At 33.6% G+C, this 23,576-nt stretch carries 13 protein-coding genes and 1 pseudogene; all 14 read right to left on the minus strand.

Annotated elements, in window-relative coordinates; translation table 11 throughout:
- Nucleotides 1-270: 270 nt before the first annotated feature.
- The gene (locus ACFQPF_RS03530; RefSeq protein ID WP_379746630.1) at nucleotides 271-1,074 is read right to left on the minus strand and encodes a hypothetical protein; all 804 of its coding nucleotides are present in this window, start codon (nucleotides 1,072-1,074) and stop codon (nucleotides 271-273) included.
- A 17-nt stretch (nucleotides 1,075-1,091) separates the two neighbouring features.
- On the minus strand, nucleotides 1,092-4,511 hold the full coding sequence (locus ACFQPF_RS03535) for a hypothetical protein (RefSeq protein ID WP_379746632.1): 3,420 nt from the start codon (nucleotides 4,509-4,511) through the stop codon (nucleotides 1,092-1,094).
- Entirely contained in the window at nucleotides 4,508-5,386 is an 879-nt protein-coding gene (locus tag ACFQPF_RS03540; protein ID WP_379746634.1) for a DUF4007 family protein, read from the minus strand. Before ACFQPF_RS03540 ends, ACFQPF_RS03535 begins: the two co-directional genes overlap by 4 nt.
- A gap of 94 nt (nucleotides 5,387-5,480) precedes the next feature.
- Nucleotides 5,481-10,562 carry an FtsK/SpoIIIE domain-containing protein gene (locus ACFQPF_RS03545; protein ID WP_379746636.1) on the minus strand — a complete coding sequence of 1,694 codons (5,082 nt, stop codon included), beginning with the start codon at nucleotides 10,560-10,562 and terminating at the stop codon, nucleotides 5,481-5,483.
- Nucleotides 10,559-12,103 carry a hypothetical protein gene (locus ACFQPF_RS03550; RefSeq protein WP_379746638.1) on the minus strand — a complete coding sequence of 515 codons (1,545 nt, stop codon included), beginning with the start codon at nucleotides 12,101-12,103 and terminating at the stop codon, nucleotides 10,559-10,561. The genes ACFQPF_RS03545 and ACFQPF_RS03550 overlap by 4 nt, the downstream gene beginning before the upstream one ends.
- A gap of 11 nt (nucleotides 12,104-12,114) precedes the next feature.
- Nucleotides 12,115-13,800: a P-loop NTPase family protein gene (locus ACFQPF_RS03555; RefSeq protein ID WP_379746640.1), complete on the minus strand. Its 1,686-nt coding sequence runs from the start codon at nucleotides 13,798-13,800 to the stop codon at nucleotides 12,115-12,117.
- 155 nt (nucleotides 13,801-13,955) lie between these two features.
- Complete coding sequence (locus ACFQPF_RS03560; RefSeq protein WP_379746642.1) at nucleotides 13,956-15,782, minus strand: ATP-binding protein; 1,827 nt, start codon at nucleotides 15,780-15,782, stop codon at nucleotides 13,956-13,958.
- Nucleotides 15,773-17,392: a DEAD/DEAH box helicase gene (locus ACFQPF_RS03565; RefSeq protein ID WP_379746644.1), complete on the minus strand. Its 1,620-nt coding sequence runs from the start codon at nucleotides 17,390-17,392 to the stop codon at nucleotides 15,773-15,775. Before ACFQPF_RS03565 ends, ACFQPF_RS03560 begins: the two co-directional genes overlap by 10 nt.
- 1,116 nt (nucleotides 17,393-18,508) lie before the next feature.
- A pseudogene (locus tag ACFQPF_RS03570) lies at nucleotides 18,509-18,613 on the minus strand (DinB family protein); the annotation flags it as partial.
- Nucleotides 18,614-18,745: 132 nt separating this feature from the next.
- Nucleotides 18,746-19,885: a hypothetical protein gene (locus tag ACFQPF_RS03575; protein WP_379746646.1), complete on the minus strand. Its 1,140-nt coding sequence runs from the start codon at nucleotides 19,883-19,885 to the stop codon at nucleotides 18,746-18,748.
- Nucleotides 19,886-19,899: 14 nt separating this feature from the next.
- Nucleotides 19,900-21,156 (minus strand): hypothetical protein, encoded by a 1,257-nt coding sequence (locus ACFQPF_RS03580; RefSeq protein ID WP_379746648.1) that lies wholly within the window; start codon nucleotides 21,154-21,156, stop codon nucleotides 19,900-19,902.
- Between the two features lie 3 nt (nucleotides 21,157-21,159).
- Nucleotides 21,160-22,035, minus strand: a complete 876-nt coding sequence (locus ACFQPF_RS03585; protein WP_379746650.1) for an ABC transporter ATP-binding protein — start codon at nucleotides 22,033-22,035, stop codon at nucleotides 21,160-21,162.
- Nucleotides 22,036-22,794 (minus strand): hypothetical protein, encoded by a 759-nt coding sequence (locus ACFQPF_RS03590; protein WP_379746652.1) that lies wholly within the window; start codon nucleotides 22,792-22,794, stop codon nucleotides 22,036-22,038.
- Nucleotides 22,784-23,338 (minus strand): RNA polymerase sigma factor, encoded by a 555-nt coding sequence (locus ACFQPF_RS03595; protein WP_379746654.1) that lies wholly within the window; start codon nucleotides 23,336-23,338, stop codon nucleotides 22,784-22,786. Before ACFQPF_RS03595 ends, ACFQPF_RS03590 begins: the two co-directional genes overlap by 11 nt.
- Between the last annotated feature and the right edge of the window lie 238 nt (nucleotides 23,339-23,576).

The raw sequence follows: 23,576 nt of genomic DNA on the forward strand, positions 1-23,576 counted from the left end.
GCATGCGGAAAATAAAATAGCCGTAGATCGGATAAGAAATCTATCCTCTACGGCTATTTGTCACGCGCACCGAAGGGTGTGCTTTATTTTATATTTCGGGCTTACTTTTTTCTACTTTATTATATATTTCAACTAAAGTTGCATATCCACCTAACTCTTCTACAGCTCTTGTTACTTCATAAAGCCAATCTGTTTTTTTACTCATTGTTACACCTCTATTTATACGAAAATAGTTCACCAGCATAAATATCTAGTGAACTATTTTTCTTTTTATGAAAATGAGCAAACGCAAGGGACAGTATCATCAACCTCTTTTAGAAAATTATGAACACCTTCATTGTCCATTTTCAATCGATATTCTTTTAGAGTATATGGTTTTCCATCTTTCTTTAAGATAGATACATTCTTTTCAAAGTGAGCTCTAAAGTCTTCCTCCATTTGCTCTTGTTTAGCATATTGATCTGGCCAAACATGATAAAGCTGTGCATAATGTTGGAAACCGCCTCTTACACACCTACCTGCACAGTTAGCATGCGAAAATCCTAAATCGTACATTCTCGGTAATTTAATACCCCAATCTTTTTCAATTATTTCTTTTACGTTCATATCTTCTTTAAAAGTTTCTATCATTGGGAATCTAGTTTCGACTGGCTCAATCGGATAGTGTTCGTAGAAAGATTTGAGATTGTCAGAACGATGTGTTTCATGTGGCCCTATACCAAAATATAAGATTGGTTCCAATCCTCGTTCATTTCTTAACTCTTCTTCAATAAATATCATTGTCTGTTTTACTTTTAGTTCTTCTGAACACTTTGCTAGTCTTGAGTTTCCTAAAAACCTAACATCATAAAATACTTCTTCCGGAGTTCTTCCATCTACTCTTTCGCTGATATCTATTCCTATATAATCTGCTACTTCATACATAAATCTGTAATTATCTTCGTCTTCCCAAAGAGTATTTGTGAAAAATAAGATACAATTATCTTTACCGTGTGCTTGTACCATTTGATACGCAACATAAGCACTTGATGCTCCCCCACTGAACATAGCAACATGGACCGGTTTTCTATCCATTGATTTCACCTTTCTTTCTACTGTACAAACTCATTTAAAAGTTTATATACAATCGTTTCAACTTCTTCTTTAGAAACATTTCTCCCAGCATTTTTAATAATTCTATTAACATTTTGATAGATTACTTCAGACTTATTGGTTAATTCCACTTTATTAATAACTTTGGTCTGATTACCAATGTTAACAATAATGCTATTTTGCTCTTCTAAATCGTTTAGCTTATTAAACCAATACAAAAGTTGCGTCTTAAACATATCAAGGGTAGTGTCTGACCAATCTTGCCGTTTAACCCCGACTACAATGAATGCTAGGTCGTCTATCCAATTATCTCCTTTTGAACTTAAAATAGCACGTATAAAGCTGTTGTTCTTTTTAACATCTTCTTTTTGAGATGTACACCATAATTGAAGTTCATTAAAATTACTCTTGTCTACGAGATTTAATACCTCTTTCTCTAACAATTGGCTTTGGTGAGTATAGAATAAATCAATCTCCTTTTTCACTTCTAAAAGATCAAAATTATTATCCTTATACAGATTATTTAATTTATCTAACCCTGCTTGTGGATCAATTTCTAAAAATCGAATAATTTCTTTAAACTTAATTGCATAGGTGCTCATACTTTCTGATATTTGGCTCACTCTAGGTAAGGATCTTAACCATTTTAAGAGTATTTTTTGTAAATAAAGAGGGTGAGAAATTTGTATTTTTTCCTCAATTGAGTTAAAGGTAACGTTAATATCATTAAGAAGTAAATTGTACTTTTTATTTGTATCAAAGTACCTATATTCAAACTCAGTTTCTTCTTCAAGCATTTTATACAAAAATTCACCCGTTACTTCTGAGATATACATATCATTTCTATAAAATAAAATGTTATCCCAGTATTCCTTAAGTAAAGTGACCAATAGTATAGGAATTAATGGTTTTCTTATACCATAAGGTTTTTCCGTAAAAATACTAGTTAGGGAATGTAGTTTCTCTCGTCGGATTGTATTAATTTGTTTCATTACATCCTGTTTTAATTTAGAGATATACGGATTATTTATTTCCGATAAATTGTTAATGTTTATTCCATTGTTTTTCAAGAGGGTTGCGTAGATCAGATAATCTGGTCCATTTCCCTCAATTTCAAGATCCTCCCCCATTTTGTGATTAATAATATAATCAATCACTTTTATTGCTGCCTTTTTTTGTACTCTCGTGATATTTTTTCGATTGAAAGCATCATTACGAACTTCTGGTGTAAAAGGATATAATTCTTGCATCATTTCGGATAAAATATTTTCTAACATGATTTTATTCTTTATAGTTAGTTTTTTATTGTCATAAACCCAGATTATATCTCCATTAAACGATGAGTAATTTAACAATATAGAAGTTATTTCATGTTCAATATCTTCCAAAGATAATACTAATTCTTTACGAACATTTGGATCATTTTGAATGAAAACCTTATCCTCTAATAATTTATTTATAATAGTATATCTTCGCAAAAGAGGTTCGAAGTGCTTTGAATTAAATGAAGGGACAGCAAAAATAACATTTTTATCTTCCCAGTTTAGCACTTTGTTTAGAATGTCAAATTGATTAAAATTTTCATCTAAGATTATGTTAACTAGTATTGCGTCAGCATTAGCTTTTTTTCTTAATTGATCAGTATCTAATGTTCCTTCTATAACACTTGAAGCATATAGAGGTATTACCGAACAAAATCTAGTCATGCTTTTTTGGTAATTGTATTCATTTGCTAGATAATATTTAGGAACCGTGAATTTTTTCATTAACTCTAATTGTTTTTCTTTATTTAGGATCAATTCCTTATTTTTTTCAATTATAACTTCTTCTAAATCTAATGAACTTCCATTAAACAACTCCCAATTACCATAAATTCTATTAAACCTTATTGCTTTTAAAGATTTTAAAAGGTCTAATTGAGAATTTAATAATAAGTTATAATCTAAGGCAAAAGAAATAAATTCATCTGACAACTTAAATTTCGCTTGAAGTCCGCAAACATTCCATAGGGTAACGAATTTTAAAAGCTGTACTTCTAAACTATCTTCTTCAAACGGGAGCTTAGAGATTATTTGTTTATAGACTTTTAATTCTTCAGGCATCTCATCACTCGACATAGAACCAAAGAAATAATCAAAGAGTTTATGAGGAAGATAAATCCCTTTGTCATTTTTCAAATGTTCAATTAATCCTCCAGACTCACCACTTTCTAAAAACGTAAATAATGTTCGTTCATTTTGTGCAAAAATATTAGATAGGATCGGCAGCAAATAATTAGTAACCGGATGTAATGGATATGATCCTTCGACTACAATGTTTTCAAGTTCAACATCGTTCAAATCTGGAAATAACGGAAACATTCTTAAAGCTGCAAGCATTTGATTCTTATAATTAGCGTCAACTTTAACAGTGTGCTTTTTGCGTAATTGAGTAATTACTTCATGGCCTAATCTTAAAAAAGTTGAAGGATCGCTATTTATGTTATAACTTACAAACCTCTTTTCAATTCTTCCAAATTCATTATTTAATTCTTCATTAAATTTAAACGAATAATTTCTTAAGTTTTTATGAGTTATTAATAATAAATGCGAATGATTAGAATAACTGTTACAAAGTTCTGCTAAATCTTGTATATCTTGCATAGCTTCATGAATTTGATCTTGATTTAATGACTGAATAAACCTTCCGAATTCATCATATATGAAAAAAACACCTAAACTTTTTCCTTTTAACTGGTCAATTACATACTGTATCTGCCCAATAAAATTTTGTTCAATATCTATTTGAAATTGCGAACCTGAGGATAGCATTGGGAATATTTCAATAAACCACTGAATATGACTTTCACTATTATCTTCTAATTCTTCTATGAAAGTAGTGATATTTCCATATTTTTCTTTTACTTCAGAATCAAACTTTCTATATGTTTCTGGGAAATCATTTTTCCAAATATCTATACTGTCCAATATACTTTGAACAGCACCTGGAAGAACAATCTTTAAATCATTATCTTTTAAAGCACGCATTAATGATTTAAGAATTGCTTTACGAAAGTTTCCTTCATTACCATTTAATAAAACTGGCAGAAACGTAGTGTTTATATTCTGTACTTTTTTTAAATTTGCATGAATTTTATCATTCACAGTTGAATATTTTTTCAAAAGTAGTTTGTACGTTTTACGATCTATTTCTTTTGATAATAGCGCGCTAAGTATAGTTGCTAAAAAAGATTTCCCCGTACCATATGCTCCAATAACAATATGTGATTTTGAGCTATCCTCATTCACAAAACCATTTATAACCCCAGAAAACGCTTCGGCATGTGAAGGGGTTGGTAAATAAGTTTGTAATAAGATCTGGTTGTTTTTATCAAGTTTAATATTTACACTTGGTTTAAAAAAATGACTTGTTTTAATCATACTAATGCCTCTATCTTCCTTTGAAACTGATTTTCCAGGAACTTTATAGGATTGAGTTTCGGTACTTGAACAGTATCAAGTTGATTTGTTCTAACAAACTTAATTCCGTTTCTTTTATTAAACGATAGGAGTTCCAACGCTGTTACTATCTGAACTCGACTAAGATTATATGTTTTCCCCCATAATCCTTTTACCTCATAAATTTGGTCTACGGTTAACGCTTCAACTTCATTATTTATGCAGTAGTCAAGAAGTACAAACATTAATGCATCTAATCCAATTTCTTCATATGTAGGAGAGTTTTTTAGAACAATGTTCTTTTTTTCTTTAAGGAGATTTAGTTTATTCAAAGGGCTTTGAATTACTTCTTCAGGATCTTCAGAATTTAATCCTGCTGTATATAATTTTATTAAGCAGTCAATATCTTTCTTTAAAGAATTAAAAGACACCGTTTTGTTTTCATTTTTCTCTACCCATATCTTATACTGATTCAAAAGTTCATCTTTAGAGGTGACATTTTGGGAATATTCATTAAAAAACCAATTAAATACTGTCCCAGGCTCTTTTTGTTTTGACAAAAAATAATGAATTAAAGCAGCACTGTCATTTAATTGTAATGATTTATCGTATTTATTCAGTAACTGGCCAAAATCAGTAACATGGTGAAACTTCTGTCTTTCTTTACTGAATTCTTCTTCAATAACATTAGTCGCTACAGCCCAATACCTTAAGGATTGAACCATATTTTTCCCTAAACCTATTTTCTCGAATGCTTGCTTATTATAAAAAAACCTTTCATCACTGCTTATTTCTTTTATTGCTTTTGGTAACCATCTATCTCGCAAATAAAAACTTTGATGTTGTCCATAACCCATTAAAAATCATTCCTTCATCACTGGTGAAGTTTCCCCAGTAGTAATAATAGTGAAAAGAATGCATCTAGACTCTCATCTAGATGCTTTCTTTCGCTTAATTTTCAAAAAACCTTAACAACGCCGCCTTAACCTTTGGAGTTAGGAAAGGACTTTTTCCACGTTCAGTATTTCCGTATGATACTTTAGCTAAAAAGTCACCTTTACCAGCTAAACGTTCTGCTCCATCAGAATCAAGAATTACTTGTGATGCGTTCGCGTCTGCTACACGCAAAGCAAGTCTAGCTCCTAAGTTATTCCGAATGTTTGTATTAATAATATCGGCCTTAGGATTTTGAGTACAAATGATTAAATGAACACCTGCAGCCCTTGCTTTTTGACCAAGTCGTAAAATAGCATTTTCTACTCGTTTAGCTATTTCTTTTTCTTGACTCATAAAATCAGCGAACTCATCAAATACAACAACTAATCTAGGAATAGACGTTTCAGTAATTTCAATATATTCTTCTAAATTTGTTGCACCAACCTTAGCAAATTTTCCGTATCTTTCTTCCATTTCGTTCACTAAGCTATCAAGTGCAATAACAGCCTCATTAATTTCCGTAATAACACTACGCGTATGCTTTTTATTTTCGTATACAGCAAACTCTACTTTTTTCGGATCAATGAAAATGAACTCCACATTTGATGGACTATATAAACACATAATGCCAAGAATAACTGAATTCAATGTTACACTTTTACCACTTCCTGTTGTTCCACCAGTGAGCAAGTGTGGTGTAGTTGAATCAGAGAGATCTATATAAATTACATTGTTTAAAGGGTCCAAACCAAGCGGAGCTATTAAATTACTTTCTTTAATTTTATTTTGTAGTTGCTTCCTAGTCAGATTCATAAAATTTTCAAAGAATATTGTTTCTGGATCTTCTCGAACAATATCAATATTAATGCCTTTGCTATTAATAAAGATATGCGGCTCATTATTTAATCCAAGCCACAATTGAATGTCATTTCCTCGGGCTGTTATCTTCTTTGCAGAAACATCACTTGGAATACTGATCACCATTCGAATGACGCTTGAACCAACAATAATCTCTTTGACGCGAATTGAAATTCCATTTTTATTAAAGTTTCTAATTAGTAAATTTTGGTAGTTGTTTTTAATGTCTGTATAGTCACTTTGTTCTAAAGGAGTATTATTTGCTAATCCCTTTAATGCCTCTAGCTCCGGATACAAAGCATTATCGATAATTGGATCAACAACTGAGATAGTATCCTTAGGCTCTATATTAATAAATTCAGGATCATCGCTATCTCGTTTATCAGTTTTTTTATCATTTTCTGTTTTGTTTTCATCTGAAGTGTCTTCACCATTGTGGTCTATTTCATCTTTACCTTTTATCACAGTAGGTGGTATTTTTGGGGGAAGCTCAATAATTATATCTTCATTTTTAATTTGTTCTTCTAGACTCCCACTCCCATTTAATTCCTCATAAGAAGGTAGTTGAGTTTCATGGGCACCTAATTCTTTTAAAATATAATAACGATTAAATAAGTTTGTGATAAATTCGGTTTCAACTTCTCTAAACTGACCATCTTGGATTTTTTCAAAATGATATTCAGATAAATTTGATGTATAGCAATAGACATCAACACTAGCTTTAAATTCAACATTGATATCTTTTAGATCCGTAGATTGCAAAGTAGTTAGAATATCAGCTTCTTCATTAGAATATGATCCTTTTTCAATGAAGTAATGTAACAACTCATCTTTCCAATAAGCAGCATCTGTCTTCATTTTTGAGAAATCAAAAATATTTTCATAAAGCTGTCTTCCTGCTTGAATTTGTTTAATGCTATCTGCTCGTTCTCTGTCAAAAATTCTGTGATTGATGAATTTTAACTCTTTTAATTCAAAAGTAATATCCACTTTGTTTAATTTATTTACTGTAATAGTTGTTTGAACAAGATCTGGTCTTCTCTTATTATGTGTAAACCAAGGCAATTCATCACAGATTGACCACACAGACAATCCTGAGTCACTATAATTGTTATTTTTTATTGATAAATAAGTTGCCATCATTTCATGTGCATATTTCCCAGGACCTATTACTTTTAAAACTAGAGCACCTGAAATATCTTTTACAATATCTACTGATTCTTTTATTTTTACCTTTAAAATATCCTCGTTCTTCATAATTTCTTTTAATTTCCTAGTTAGACGATCATAATATGCATAATCGTCTAAATTGGAGCTTAGTTTTCTCACATACTGCGAGGAAGAAAGAATTAATTTATAGTTTTTATTAGCCCCTGTTTTAGATTTATATTGTATTATTTGTGCTTTTGAAGAAGCTTTACGTAACAAGGATTTATCTAAAAACCTATCCATTATCATAATCCAGTTAAAATTGTCATGCATGAAATCAATTAAAGTATTATCAGATGAACTTGTAATTGCAATTTTATTCTTTAATACATATAACTCGTTTTGATCCGGCATCTGGTTGCTTTGAATAATAAATTGCAATTGATAAAAATTCTGTAATACTTGAGGAAGATGTTCACTAACAAAAGGAATTCTCTTAACAGCTTCTTTATTAAGCAACGGTTCTTTAAATGGTCTAACAAACCAGTCATTACTATTAACCGTTTTTATTTTTTCAAAGTCAAATTTTATTTGATTACTATTGCCGAAATAGTCGGTTAATACAACTAGATCTGCATCAATCATGTGATTTTTAATATGACTAGATATTTCTGATACTTTATCGCCAGAAATAACTTTCAATTCAACTAGCGGAAATTTACTTTGTCCAATCGGTTTAATAAACTCTTCTCTTTGAGCTACCCATTTGTTTAACTTTTGATGTAATACAGCAGCTTGTGTACTATGAACACATATTTTTAACTTATTTAAATCTTTTAAGTCTTTAAATAGTACATCTATTGATTTAATAATTATGTCAGCACTTTGACAATACAGGAACAATAAGTCTAATCCATCTTTTGCATATGGATATACTTCTAAATAATTTTTAGTAACTTTTAATAGTTCGTCTGAGAATTCTTTTGCTAGGTGATCTTGATTTTTAACTGGAGATGTATTTAAAGTAAATCGCCCTTCTCCCATTCGCTCACTTACTTCAATTAAGAAGGATTCATCTCCATCACTAGTGAAATACCTTGGAGCTAAATTCATTGTTTGTTCGATTTCGTATTCTAAATACTCATTTAATTTTAAGGTTTCTAATTCATTGTTCTTAGCTTTTAATGCCCACCATTGAATTTGTTCATTTATTTTTTTGAAACGTTGCAAGTAACTTAATAAACGAATCGGATTTAATAATGTAACTATTCTCTCTTGAGCATAATCTGTTTCACCCTTTTTACAATTAAGAGTGTCAATTGTCCCCATTATATTTAATGCTCGATAAATATCTTTAGAAACTAACACCGATTGATAAATATTACTTGAAAAATTCCGGATTTGTTCTTCTAAAACATTTACCTGTATTGAAAACAACCCGTTTTTATTTACCTCTTTTAAAGTACCTAAATAGTACTCGGTGAAGTCATTTAAATTATTGATTGCTGATTGCATTTCTTCATTATTCTCGGCAATATAATAATCTACATTTTTAGTAAGAAAATCTGTAGTATCTAGTACTTCAATTTCATTTTCTAAATAATTTTTGATATAAGGAATATTACCTTCTTCAACAATTTGAAGCATTTGATATAAATTATTATCAAAAATGTTTAATAATTTAAGTTTATTTTCTTTAACGAACTTTCCTTCATGGTAAAGTTTAATTGCAATTGTAATCTCATTGTCCTTTGAAGTCTCATCTGTTTCTAATATTATAGAATTGTCCTCAAATTTCACGTTAGGAATAACGTTGTGAATATTTCCGAAGTAAACTTCAATTAATTTTTTTGTTCTATTTGAAATTTTATTTGTTAACAACTTTATAGTAAAAGAGACATTACCTTCTATGACGTCCATATTTTCTTCAATTAAATTAAATACTTCATACAATAGAGCATGTGAAAAATCTTCATATTCTGAAGGGTGTCTTAATTTATCAATTACTCTAGTTATACTTTTTAATAGTCCAGGTGTTTTATCAAGTATGGCTGAAAATTCATCTGCAAATTCCTGGATTAAATCAGGATCATCTTTATCCTCTAAAGCTTTTATCATTTGTTCTGCATTTTTCTTTTCTTCTTCATTTAATTCTTCAATTGAAAATGCATCTTTAACTTTTTCGACAAGATTTTTACGCTTATCTTTAAATTTCAGTACATAGTCAATTAATTCAAATTCATAATTCAAAAGTTTTTTTGATTTATGATTCAAAAAATCAATTGCATCTTTTTCAAACTCTTGCTTATTTATTTCTACCAATAATTGTTCATTGTTTTCTTCAGCTTGTATAAAGCTATATAATTTATCTAATAACTTTTCAGTTTCTAAAGAAGAGGAAGCAGATTGTAAATTAGATAGGTAAAAATTATTCTTTATTCTCGGCAAACTAGTTGCACGAATAGTTAAATTTGTATCCTTAAATAAGTTTAATTCAGGAAGATGTTTTTGAATCTTTTGTACAGTAGAAGGAGCTTCATCAGTTATTATATTCACAATAAAATTTACTAAATCAAGTAATTGAGGCTCGTTAACTTTATTATAAATACTTAAAAAGGTCTTAATATCTTCAATTTCTTCAGCAGCAAATCCATAATCTAACGATAGTGTAGAGTAGAGGAGTTTCAACCCTTCTTGTGAAATTAAATATGATTCATCTATAGAGTACACGTTCTCTAAACTTTGAGCTTCTGGTGTTATTTCATTAATAATTAGAATTAGTGCCTCATTGTATCCTGTATTGTTTCTTAGCCAAGTACTAGTTTCATTTTCTTTAAAACTAAACTCCGAAAATCCTTCAATTGGTGTTATTGTCCTGATTTTCGGATTGTAATAATTTACTAATTCAGATGTGGAATTTTTCAATTCCTTTAAAATGTTATTAACCTGAAGTTCAGTAAAACCAGAAATTTTTATAAATATTTTTTCAGTATGAGCTTTTCTTTGTTCTTTAAAATGATTAATAAAGATTTTTTTAATCCATTTTGCTATAAACTCATTATTAGTTACTGTTTCTCTAGTAGATATCACGCAAGCACCTCTTCTAAAATGCTTTCAAATGGGTTATAAATCATTGCAGTTGCATCAGAATATTCAATAAGTAAACCATTTTGTTTTAACTTTTGTCTTAATGAAATTTCGTTTTTCTGAAAATAACTTATATTTAACCTAGATTGGGAATATATGTCGCTATTTCGCGCTTGTTTTTCTCCTATTACAAAACCGTATTCAGTATATAGAAGATCAATGAAATCGCTAAATTCCATTTCTTGTTTAGGTTGTATATTACAAAATACAATAGCTTTTAAAAAGTTATCTGACATAAAATATCTATATTTTGAACCTGAACGAAATCCACCAATACCACCATCTCTGACAATCCCTCTTACAATATTTAATTGATGTTTCTTTAATTGATCTCCAACAACTTCTTTTACCACTTTAAATAATTTAGTTGATACATCCTTTGCATTTTGGCAACTTTGCAGTGTTTTTATTACTCTTTGTTTTCTAGCATTTTGTAAAGAGTCCAATTTTATTTCTTTCAAAAAGATAGTTGGGTTTTCTTTCCAAAAAATTAAATTCCCCTCAATATCATCTAATGAATGATAAAAAAGCTGACCAAACTCTTCTTCAAATTTCTCTTTAATATTTAGTTCATTCTTAATAAAGCTTTCAGCAGAAAGCTTTTGTATTTGTTTTGACTGTCCATCTAAACAATCTATAAAAAATAAAGATCTTTCATTTATTTCTACTCGTTGTTGCAAATATCTAAATAACTGAAAACAGATTAAACTAGAAAGTAATTTAAACATTTCATAAATATCAATTTTTAAGTTCAACAGATTGTTCAGTTCATTTGCAAATTTTAGAAACATAGGATGATTCGTTACTGGCAATTGAGGATATTCTCTAGTTTCATGCTTTCGCAATGGTGCAAGTTCTTGTTCACTCTCTTCTTTATCAAGAGCATTAGTAAACAAATTTGTAATACTTTCAATGGATTTGTTTCTTTGTAAAAGAAACTTCATTTTCGTTTCTATTTTTTCTTTCAAGTTGCTATCCTTCTCTGTTCCATAAGAAAGCATTAAATAATAAAGTTCTCCACCGCGAGCATAAAAGTTTCTTTCAAAACTAATAGAGTTTTTATTTTTTCTTAACTCAAAGAATAAAAGCGATTCGTGAATAGGGTATAAGGATTTTGCATACCAGGATCGATTTGCTTCCTTTCCCCTTCCATCATAAAGTGGAACTTCTAAATTTCTAAAAAACTCTCTAACTACATCAATTTTTTCAGAATCCTCCATCAAAGAATACAAAGTTTTCTTTTGTTCCTCTGATAAACTAACAATATCGTTTTTGCTTCCCTCTTTATCTCCTTCAAACACAAATTGTCTAAAACCAGAGTTCTTTTTTCTGTAGTAACCAGAAGCGTGTAAATCATAATTTGTACCAACAAGAACATTTAAAAATTCTAATACATACTCGGGACCCTTTTGTCCGTCCATAAATCGGTGTCCCCAAATCTTACTTGTTAAATTTGCAGAAAAAGTTTCAACACCAGAAGCCATTGGTATCCTCCTTAAGGAATCATTATTGCATCTTCAACATATAACCCTTTATTCTTATCTAACCGCAATACGTTTAATTGTTCATCACTAGGTTCACTTATTTGGATTAATTCATTTTTAAAAGTATCAATTAATATTTCAACTTCTTGTTGCAATATATTAAATGTAGATCCACCGTTTACCCTCATTAAAAATTCAAATAAAAATAGGTTGATAGGTAATACTAAACTGCTATTAATAATTACTCTAAAATTAGAAGGAATTCTGTCTAAGTCATTACGTTCCTCTTCTTGTTCAAACCGGATTTCTTTAACTTTAAAGACTTCGTGTATCAATAGATTTTCACTAGTTGATATCAATTCAGCATTTTTTTTATTTTCAACTAACTTTTTAGAAAAAGAACGATTTAGTCCATTTGCCAATTCTTTTTTTAAATGTTTTTGTTTTTGCTTGTCATCAAAAAGTTGCTCGTATTCCGTTACATACTCAAAGGGGAGTAAAGTCTTAACATTAATTTGTTCAGTATCGTTAAGTTCGAAAAATAATTTCCTTCTTAATTGTGGAATCCACTTAGTTATTAATCCATGGTCACTCGTTTTATTATGATCACGATAAAGTTTTAACTGCTTTAAGAAAAAGCCAAATTGTAAATCAATTGCATTGTTAAAAATCTCTTTATGAATTTTCTCAAGTTCTACATTCCCTGAAATATCTCCATTAATTATAAAGTCATCAACTACTGAGTGGGAATAAACACCTGGATCAATTGACTTAAATACTTTCATTGCTTTCATTTCCGAAAAAGCTTCGTGAATTACATCATGTCCAAAGAAATTCTGATAGTAGACTCTCTTAGTTTGTTCTTCTAACTCTCGATAGTCTGCATCATATATGTCTCTACAAGTATATCCACCTGTTAATACGTAACTATTATGTATCAACATTTCTCTCATAGTAATGTGGGTATCTAAATAATCCAAAATACGATACTGATTAACAATTGATTTTTGAACTTTATTATCAGAAGATTTTTTGTGGTTATGGTAAATAATACATCTTTTGTTCATTGGGCATTCTTCGCAAATATTCCAGTTTTCTTCTTTATTCCATTCATTCAATACTTTCTCTACGTATACTGATGATGTGACATCTAAAAGATTAATAACAGTGAGTCGATTATCATTATTTTCATATGATTGAAACCTATTCTTTACCATTTCTCTTAAAGCTTCTAATTCTTCGTATTGACTTAAAAATTTAGAAAGTTTCCCCTCATTTGCTGCAATTAAATAGAAAATTTTATTTGAATGATTATTTTGAATACCCCGGTTTAAATCACTGAGTTCTCTATAAATTATTTCATCCTTTAGTTCAGACAAATCTTTAACAATTCTAAGTGTCCCTTTTCCAAATTCAAGCTCAATAATGCCACTCTCTGGCCACTCGAGTAACTTTTCATTACTCAATGAATTATATATTTGTCGACACAGCCTGGTTTTTCCATCTCCGGCATTTCCTGAAAGAATTACACTATGTGGGTTTTTTTCAAATATACTTTCTAAGTACTCTTCTACTTTTGTTTGTATGGTAAATGTGAATCTTTCATTCGTGTTCGTATATTCATCATATATCTTTGCATGGTTAGGCGAAATTACATTGAATTGGTCCAAATAATACACAAAATCGTTTGTAACCACATTATCTCTCCTCAGTTATATCTATTGATATAATTCTACTATAACTATTTGCACTTTACTTGATTATTTATGTAATTACCCTAATAAATACTTGTTATGACACGAATAGAATAAACTCAAATAATGCACCTAAACTTGTTAGGTGCATTGTTACATTAATACTTCTTTAAAAAGTCTTTAGCAATCCTACCCCAATCAGTTCTTGCATCTTTGGCTTGATCTTTTAAATCACCATCAGGCAGTTCATCTTCATATCTAGCCCAAGCCATTAATAGTAGCTTTAAACCTTTTGAAGCTTTTTCTAATCTCGCAATAAGTTGTTCTTGATTACAATTTACTGTGTCATCTTCCAAGACCTCTATTAGATGTTCATAAGCTGGATGTCTTGTATTCAACATTATATTAATAGCTCCACCACAAGGTCTTACTGTGAAAAAAGCATTACTTTCAAGAGGGGCTTGAGCGAACAGGTATTTCAAATTGTTAGAAATAGTTTTCGCTGACAAAATTTTTGCAATATCATTTTCAATTCCCATATCAGAAAGTTCTTGCTCTATAAATTTTTGTTTTTCCTCTGGATCTTTAATTTCACCTGCATCACTTACGCCGATTAATCCTTTTTGTTTTCTAATATCCGTCAATTCAGTTGCTTTTTTCTCAGCATCTACATCATCATAACGTTTATTAGCGCGAGATCCGATTTTCTGATCTTTTATTAACTTCCGAATCTGTTTTATTTGATTATTAACATAATGACAAACTTCAATTAATGGTGATCTTGGATCTCCTTCTTCTTCTAACTCACTTTTAATTTCATTAAGCGTTTTACCACCTCTCATGAGACTTTCAATATCATCGACTAAATTTAGCACATCAGATAAATTTCTAGCAGATTGCTTATTATTTGTAACACCCATTAATTCATCAAGGGAAGGCGGAAATTCAATCTCTACTCCCCACCATCTTTCCCGTGGATCTGATTGAAGAACAAGAGTTTTATCAATCTCTAACTCTCTTCCTGCTCTTATGATTGATATACCGGTGTTTTTAGATGCATGTTTTCCGTGAGGAGTATTACCTGCATTTTCCGAATCACGAGCCTCATTGCTAGCATATGAGATTCTTACTATAATGTCATGATGCTCATTTTGGAAATCGACTGTAAACTTCACTTCATAGTTTTCGCCGCCGAAAGGTCTGAACATCGGTATATTGTTAAAAGGGGCAGGACAACTCGTGTTTTTCATTAAATATAGTGGATCATTTGGAAGTGCTTGCTTATCGATGAGCGGCTGAGTAAGCATTTCTACATCATATGTAGCCATTCTAATCTTCACAGACCCTTCATCTAAGAACTTTCTATACATTCGACCAATTATATTCTCAGAATTGTCTATTAGAGTGGAACCTCTACTCCACATTAATCTGTCAAGATTACTCCAAACTATTAGAGTACCTGAATTAGAAAAACCATTAGTTGCTTCTCTCCAAATGTATGGAATTTCCTTTAGAGTTGGTTCCGGAATTGCACTGTTTTGTGTTCGTTTAATTTCTTCTATATCTAAATAGGTATGAATTGCTGATTCAACACCATTTTGCCAACTCCATACATCTACCCTTTTACACTGAGAAATTGAAGAAGCAGGTAACCCCATTCCAAACCGTCCCATTCCGCTTCTTTGATTTTTTTGAAGCCTAGTTCCATTTCCAAATTGCAAGGCCATACTTAAGACATCTAAATTCATACCAGAACCGTTATCTAAAATACCAATTTGCTCAATTCTTTTCATTTTTTTATATGTATGTTGATAGTCTTTTTCCAAGCAAACTAATTCAACACAATTTGCATCTGCTTGAATTGAATTATCAATCAATTCGGCCACTGCATAAGCAGTATTTTTATAACCATTATCTCTCATAGCTTCTATCGCAAGATGAGCTGGTACATATGTTTGTTCTAATACCTTTGAATTCACGTCCATACATCCTCCCAGTTATTAAAAGATTCTGCCACTGAAGAAAATCCTGGTAAATCTTGATCAACCACCGTTATAATTTCAGCAAATTCATTTCCCCCGGCTTTAGTACCTCTTATCGCTCTTCCAATCATTTGACTGTATAAAACTAAAGATAAAGTCGGTCTTGCAATAATTGCAGCGCTTGTCATCGGAGCATCAAAACCTGTAGTAAGTACTCCATAATTGCAAATTATCTTTGGAACATCTTCTTTATTTTTAAAGTTGGTTATAATCCTTTTTCTATCTTGATTTTCTGTTTCTCCTGTAACAGAATGGGCATTGTAGCCTCTTATCCTTAGCATAAGAGCTAGCAAGTTAGATGATTCAACTGAAGGAGCAAAAACAAGTATTCTCTTATGTGTACTTGTTATTTTTTCAATTTCATACAAGATCATTAAATTACGTTGCTCATCTTCCCCAAGTTTTTTTAATAAATGTAATGGCAAATCATTTAATGTTGACAACATTTTAATCTCCGATGTAGAAAAATTACTATTATGATAATAAAGTTGTCTCGATTGTACTTCTGCTAAATATCCTTGTTCTATCAAATAATCAACAGGGTTTTCATACCCCTCAACTTCTAATTTCACCTTTTTCTTTGAAAAGAATTTAGCTAATTTTGCATCTGAATCAATATCATTCCAAGTTCTACCTGGTGTTGCACTTAAACCTAATAATTTCTTATTCTTGCCTATATAAAATAATGTATCTAATATAGATTGATAAGTTGGAGCAATCGCTTGGTGTGCCTCATCCATAATTATTAAAGAGCTTTTTATCGCAAGCTTACTAATGAAATCTATGCCATCTTCACTCTTTGCTTTGCTTACTAATTTTTGCAATCCGGCTACTAAGAAGCAATCATTATAAGTGAAATCTGTAAAGGAATTCTCTCCCCAATATCTAAGTACTTGTATTGGTCTATTCCCTAAATATGACCATGCTTTTTGAAATTCTTCTACAGCCTGTTGACACAGTTCTTCACTAGCAGCTAGCCAAACTACCACCGTTGGTTCATTATTGCGTAAATGTTCAGCTATTACATTCATAGCTGTTCTTGTTTTCCCTGAACCTGTAGGCATATGCAATAACACCCTATTAGGCTGCTTGCTTAACATTAATTGTGTTGATTTTACTGCAATCCTTTGATGCGAAAACATTTCATAATTACTGGTTGCAATAGTCTCGGAGTCAGACCTAGAAAAATTATTGTCCTCTTGAGAACTTTTTGAAGGCAAAACATTAAAATAACGGTAAAATACTAACTCTTTATCTGTTCCCTTTTTTAAATTCATATTTTTTAAAACTGTATAAGGATCGCTAAAATCAATATTTAATAACTGACACAACAATTTGGCCTCATCTATTCTTAATAAATCGATTATCAAATTCCTATATCTTTTAGTTGATAATAATTTCTCAGCCCCAACATGGTTTACAATTAAATTTCTATAAAAAGAACTATTCACAGGTTCTTTATATAATAATTTCATTAATTTTAGTAATTGAGGTTCTAAAAGATTCTTAAAGCTGTGTTCATCCATTCTTGATAAAATATTTTCAAATCTCATGAAAACACCTCAATTAAAAATATTGTCCAAGTAAAATATTACCAGTATTTTAGTGCGATTTCTATAGTCAATAACAAAAAGTACTAATTTTATGACACTTATTCATTTTTTTACTTATGGACATTAATTCTGTTTGTCTTTTTGATTGAATTGACATGGCATAATAAATTTCCAGAAAAATTGTAGTTTTTTAGCATTACGAGATATAGTTTATAATCCTTATTTGCTCTACCTCATCCGCTAAACTAATTTCATCAATTCATGAATAACTCTATCAAATGGGAAAACGTTTAACAGTCAAACATGGTGATGCCAGTCCTTTAATAACAAATAAATAAAGAGAAGGTAGAAATCCACGGACTGGATTTTTACCTTCTTTTTTTATTTATGTGCTTAGTCAGACAAAGTATTTCTTATCATATTTATTTTACTCCATTCGAATACCAATTGATTCTATGTAATGCTGGGCGTTTTTCTTCTGAACTTTAAATAATTTCCATTATTAGCAATGGTCTAACCAACTTTTAAATCAATTCCTGGTATTTAAAATATTATATCCGTCTATTTCTGCACAGACCCCTACATCAACTCTTGGAAGTTACTCAATAGCAATTACGGAAACACTCATGTTCCTCACAAGGAATGCTTAATGATTTAACCTACACGTTTAATTTATAGTTTTAGAAAGTTACAATAACAGCCAAAAGGAGGTGTAATAAAATGAAAAAATTAATACAATGTTTAAAATGCAGCAGGCGATTACACAGTTCAGATTAGAAGATCTTAAAACAGAACAGCACGATGCCGATATGCGATGATTGTGAATTGAGAGAGTTAGAGAAGAAAATAAACAAAGAAAGTGTGAGTGGCAAAATAAGAATATAAGACACTTACTTCAAGAAATTATACATTTGTAAAAAGGAGCGCGCCGATATCCGCGCTTCTTGTCCACATGGATGGAAGTGCGAAGACGCTTCCTCTGTTTTCTACCTTAAGACTTCTAAACAACTTATATTCTATAATTATTCTCTGCTGGATTTCGTAGAATACAGTCAAAGGCCAGAAAAAAATCGGATTGGATTTCTACACTTGAAGCGCGAGAACCGTCCCCATGCTCTTTTCCGATACATGTTCCACGGACTCTGAAAGAGGAACATACCAGCTCGGGTCATTGGCATTCGCTGACAATTGATCGGATAAAACATCTTTCGCACGCACCATACTCCCACACTCCTATACAATTTATTAATAGTACTTCTCGGAGAAATAAAGTTCTCCTGCATAGAGTGATTCAATAGGTGTATGTGCCTGACTAAATTAATGATTTGCATTCAATGAAAGCTCTCCATAATTCTACTGAACATCAGCCATCCGCTCTTTTTTCCATTTGAATAGGAAAAGTGTTCCGCTTATCAGTAAGATTCCAGCTAACGTGGCTGGGAGGAATGCTTTGGATAGGTGGATGGTGGTCAGGTCTTTGACTAGATAGTCGATCCCCCATATAATGAATAGCCCCGCGAGCGGGATTTGCAGGCCGATGTTGGTCATGTAGTTCGGTGCGGTGCTTGAGATGAAGGCGACAATCAAGAGAACCGCGATTCCCATACTATACATGCTGATGACGGATAAGATGATGTACTGCAAGAAGGTCAGGTCCCACCAGGAGACAAAAAAGCTGAAGATGGAGCTGACTTTCTGGTCCATAAACTGCGCCGTATCATTCCCTCGGTACATATAGAAAAAAACCAGAAACTGAACGGTCATAACTGACATCACTGCAATGAAGGCGGCAGCGAGCTTTTTGTAAAATAAAGGACGGCCGACTTTCATCGTATACTGCAGCAGGTTCATATTATTCCTGCGGTCAGCCATATACAATGGCGTGACGACGATCATCACACTGATCAAAATCAAAATGGCCAAGTTTCCTGAGAGATTCTTATAATTTTCAAAGACCATATGAATGAAGTTCGCATAGGCATCGCCGTTAACAAGCAACGTATCCACGCGCTTTGACTGCTTTTCATTCAATTCGATGCTATACGAGCCGTAGTGCTCAGGATGTTCATACAAATCAATGAGATATTCTCTTGCCTCCAGCTCCCATATGACGTCCACTTCATCCTCAAACATGACCTTGGAGTGGAGCGCATATTTTTTTTCATCCTCCAAATCAGCTTCGCCAAACTCCTCATACGTCCCCATGCCAGCCGCTTTCATGTCAGGCTGAGACTGCAGGTACTCCGTAGCGTCTCCCACTCTTTGCTCATACACCTTTTTAAAATCAGCGAAATCCTTCTTATCCATGGATAGCCCGTATTTTGCGGCCATCTCTTCCCCTACCTTGAATTCATCCCGGGCAGGCCTGCCATTCGGGAAGACTTTGAAGTCAAACACAATATATAGCTGATAAAAAATGATACTGACCAGCACGAGCAAAAGCATTATTTTCAACGACATGATCTTCTTCAGTTCATTCCAGATAATCCTCATGTATGCTCTCCTAACTACAAATTCCGAGTGTGAAATTTCTTCATGCTAAACCATGCAGCGAAAATGAACAGCGCCAGCCATGTGCTGACCGTCATGATTCCATAGTACTTAAAAGACGTAAATGCGCCGCTTTCCATCCACCATTTCTTAGAACCAAGCACCAGTGCTGATGGGTTAAACGTGCTGTAAAGAGACAACACCGAATCATTCGGCATTTCCGCCGGCACAAGCACACCCAGCCCAAACAAAATGGCAAATACAATGAACACAACATAACTGTTCTTCATCCATAACGAAAGCACGAAGGTGATCACTGTGAAAAGCACCTGCAACAGGAAAATCAACAGAATCCCGAGCAGGAAATATTCAATAAAGCTGAAATCCCACCAGCTGATGAATGGATGGCCATCTGGCTCGATTAAGAAGCCCGTGCTGATCGGGATATGCCACAGACGCGAATAATCAACGAGTAGAAAATAGCTTCCGAAAGTGGTGACAACGAGGAACATCGTCACGATGCAGGCAGCACTTAAGGCAGCCAGCAGTTTATTCCACATCAGCCTTCTCCCCCGCTTTGTGGAAAAAGCCACAAGGTACGACCTTTGATCATATTCGTAATTCGTCACATAGGCGGTGAACAGGACGACGAGGAGCATCGCCTGGATGATGACGAAGCCGAACAACGTCTTAAATACGAGCGAATGGCTTCTGAAGACTTTTCCAGGGAGAAACAGTTGCACATGATCCTGGTTTGCTTTAATTTCCTCCAGCCTTGGCACCAATTTTTCGTATTGCCGGCGGACTGTACTGGCCGCCTCACCTTTTAATCCATACAATTTTATTTGTTCCTCGGCACTGGCAAGGAGGTCCAAGTTTTGATATTTCTCTTCAATCCCTTCCGCCGTGGAGACAATCGATTTTTTTATATTAAGATCACCGATTTCTTCCACTTCTTTTTTCGGAATTTGACCTGATTCAATGGAAGAATAGTAATTTTCCGGCTTGAAGAATTCAGATGGAGAAGCGAAATCCTTGCCGTTCCGCTCATTCCAGTTCTTCAAATCCTTTTCATACGAATCTTTTAAATGTCTCCGCGCATCCTTGTCCATCAAGGCTCCATACTCATCGATGATCTCGTTCAGCTTCGCGACGTCCTTGCTATTCGGTGCATCAACATAGATAAGGAACAAATTAAAGGCAGTGAAAATCAGGAGCAAGGCGAGCACAATAGGCGATGTGACAATCTTTTTTAATTCCATTTTAAAAATCATACGCTAGCCCTGCAGCATAACTTCATCTTGATAGGTGTGGAGGAATACATCCTCGAGGTTCGGCCTTACTGCCCTCCACTCAGGCTGTGCCGGCTCCTCACTCAGAAACCGGATATACATCATGCCGCTCTCTTGTTTTTCAGATAACGAAAAATACTTCTTCCGAAACGCTGCCGCTTCCTCGTATTTCACCTCTGTTTCGTAGACTTGCCCGGCAAGCTTTTCACAAATACGCGAGATGGTGTCCTGATAGAGTATCTGCTGGTCTTTGATCATGATGATTTCATTCGCAATCGACTCCACATCCGATACGATATGTGTCGACAGAATCACAATCCGTTCCCTCGCAAGATCGGTCAGCAGGTTGCGGAAGCGGACACGCTCCTTTGGATCAAGCCCTGCTGTCGGCTCATCAAGGATAAGGATTTTCGGATCATTGAGCATCGCCTGGGCAATGCCGACGCGCTGAATCATCCCGCCGGAAAACTTCTTCATTTTCTTGTCAGCGACATTCTCGAGCGCTACCAGCTTCAATAACTCCTGCACCCTTGTCTTAGCCGTCTGCCGCTCAATCCCTTTCAACGCAGCAAGGTAAAGCAGGTAGGCTGTCGGGCTATAATTTTTGTAATAGCCGAACTCCTGTGGAAGAAAACCGAGAATCTCTCTGTACTCTTCGTCAAGCTTGATAATGTCCTTGCCGTTATAGATAATCGATCCGCTTGTTGGAAACAGCAAGGTGGTGAGCATCTTAATCAACGTCGTTTTTCCAGCACCATTGGGCGCAAGCAACCCGTAGACACCATTGCGAAATTCAAGATTAATATTATTTAAAGCATTGAACGTGCCAAAATTCTTTGTCACATTTTGAACAATCAACATTTATAGGACCCCTTCAACGTTACGGAATGTAAGAAAGTATTTTAATCGGCGAACATATAGATAGAGACAGCCAGCCGAAACGGCAATATACACATAGAACGGAATCTGGCTTAAGACGTTTGCATACAAATCATTGCTGAAATAGGCCAGCCCTAAGTTGATGAGAAGCCATCCGGCCATTGGCACATAAGAGGTTGCCAGCTTTTTCACTTTTTGTATGATGTATAAATAGGATGTGGAGAACACACTCAATGAGCTGATCGAAATGAGGACCGCTTCTCCCATGTTGAACGTTTGATAACATACATGCAAAATCAGGATATATGAGATGTTCAGCAGCGCAGCCAGGATACTGAAAACCAGCATCCGAAACGCAGCCAGCTGGTAAGCGTGGTATTTACACGTCATCTCTACAGCAAACGTATCCCTGTTGCCCGGTTTCACGAGACACAGTGCGGCAATTAGCATGTACAGAATTGGCGACAAGATAAACAGATAAGAATACAGCCCACTCACATCCATTCCGCCATTTAGGACATTGAACAGCGTGAACACCATGACAATGGAAGCAAGAAGCATTGTGAAAATAATCTCGGTTGCATCACGGAACACATACCTGAAACCGAGATGCTTATACATCTCCACTAAATGCTCATGAAATGCCTTTGGTTTTATAAGCCCCTTTGACACGATGAATGCAATCTCGCTTTTTCTCATCGCCTCGTCCGGGTAGTCTACAGTCCACTTATCATCCCTCAACACGCTCAACCTCCATCCGCTCTTTTAATTTTTTCATGACATGATAGTACCTCGTCTTCACGGATGACTCCGGTCTATCAAGCAAACTCGCAATCTCCTGGAACGTGTACTCAGCAAACAGCTTCAGCCGCATTACTTGCTGAGAGAAAGCATCCAGTTCATTCATGAACGCACTGACCTTCTCAATCACGTCCCTGTACTCAAGCTCCAGCGTGAAATCATGCTCCTGTGGAACATCCACTTCCTCCATCGAATCGACAATCCGCTCATACCTGTAGCTCCGCGAGCGGAAATAATCCACTACATGATTCGTCGCAATCCGATACAGCCATGACTTGAACGAACCCCTGTCCACATCAAATCCGTGAATCGACTGCAACATCCCTATGAAAATCTCCTGCGTCAAATCCAGAGACAGCTCCTTATTGAACGTTTGCTTGTACACAAACGAATAAATCCGCTGATAATAGAACGAAATCAGCTCATTTGCAGCCCGCGCATCTCCCTTTTTCTGAATCTGCCTAATCCAAGCGTATTCCATCATAATGTCTGTCCTTATCCTGTAAAATGATTCCTTCACTCTTCTATTCGTAAAATGAAGAAAAATAGTTTTAAAAATTTACCAAAAGATATAGATCACCCTAGAGAAAGAAAAAGACGCCTCCCTAGTCGTATAACTGCGCCAACAGTTATACAGGAGACGTCCCACGAAAAAGAAACAGATGACCAGCTGATTGAAAACCTCTTTCATAGCGTATTAGGTTAGAGTTGCAGCGAGGATT

The organism is Fictibacillus iocasae (assembly GCF_042665465.1).
GTDB classification, from domain to species: Bacteria; Bacillota; Bacilli; order Bacillales; family Fictibacillaceae; genus Fictibacillus; species Fictibacillus iocasae.